The organism is Pseudomonas sp. K5002 (genome assembly GCF_013386655.1).
Classification (GTDB): Bacteria; Pseudomonadota; Gammaproteobacteria; order Pseudomonadales; family Pseudomonadaceae; genus Aquipseudomonas.
On the sequence record NZ_JACARK010001628.1, the window covers coordinates 1 to 523 of the forward strand.

The window sequence follows — 523 nt, forward strand, 5'->3', positions numbered from 1 at the left end:
ACCCTGCGCAGCTGGTGCGACCACGACGGCCAAAGCCAGGCCTGCGCCGATGCCCTGGGGATCCACCGCAACAGCCTGCGCTACCGCATGGAACGCATCGCCGAGCTGAGCGGCGTCGACGCGCTGACCCTCGACGGCATGCTCGCGTTGTACCTCGGCGTGCAGCTATTGCCGCAAGCTTTGTCCAAATGAACAACAAACCCCAGCCACTCTTGTGCAATGGACCGGCGTTATTGCCGGTGCCAACTGGCAGCATGGGCGTTATAAAAACCGGAGAAAGCCCATGAAAATCATCATCGCCCCCGACTCGTTCAAGGACAGCCTGAGTGCTGAAGGCGTGGCGAATGCCATTGCCGAGGGGTTGGCCAGCGTGTGGCCCGACGCCGAGCTGATCAAGTGCCCAATGGCGGACGGTGGTGAGGGCACGGTGGAATCGGTACTCGCCGCCTGCCAGGGCGAGCTGCGCACCAGCCGTGTGCAAGGGCCATTGGGCGGCAGTGTCGACGCGCATTGGGGCTGGTTG

General features: G+C 63.7%; 2 protein-coding genes. Both read left to right on the forward strand.

Annotated features, from left to right (window positions below):
* Nucleotides 1–192, forward strand: a 192-nt coding sequence (locus HX846_RS38360; protein ID WP_178967597.1) for a CdaR family transcriptional regulator, incomplete at its 5' end; no start/stop codon positions are given.
* Nucleotides 193–283: 91 nt separating this feature from the next.
* On the forward strand, nt 284–523 hold a 240-nt coding region (locus HX846_RS38365), incomplete at its 3' end, for a glycerate kinase (RefSeq protein ID WP_178967598.1).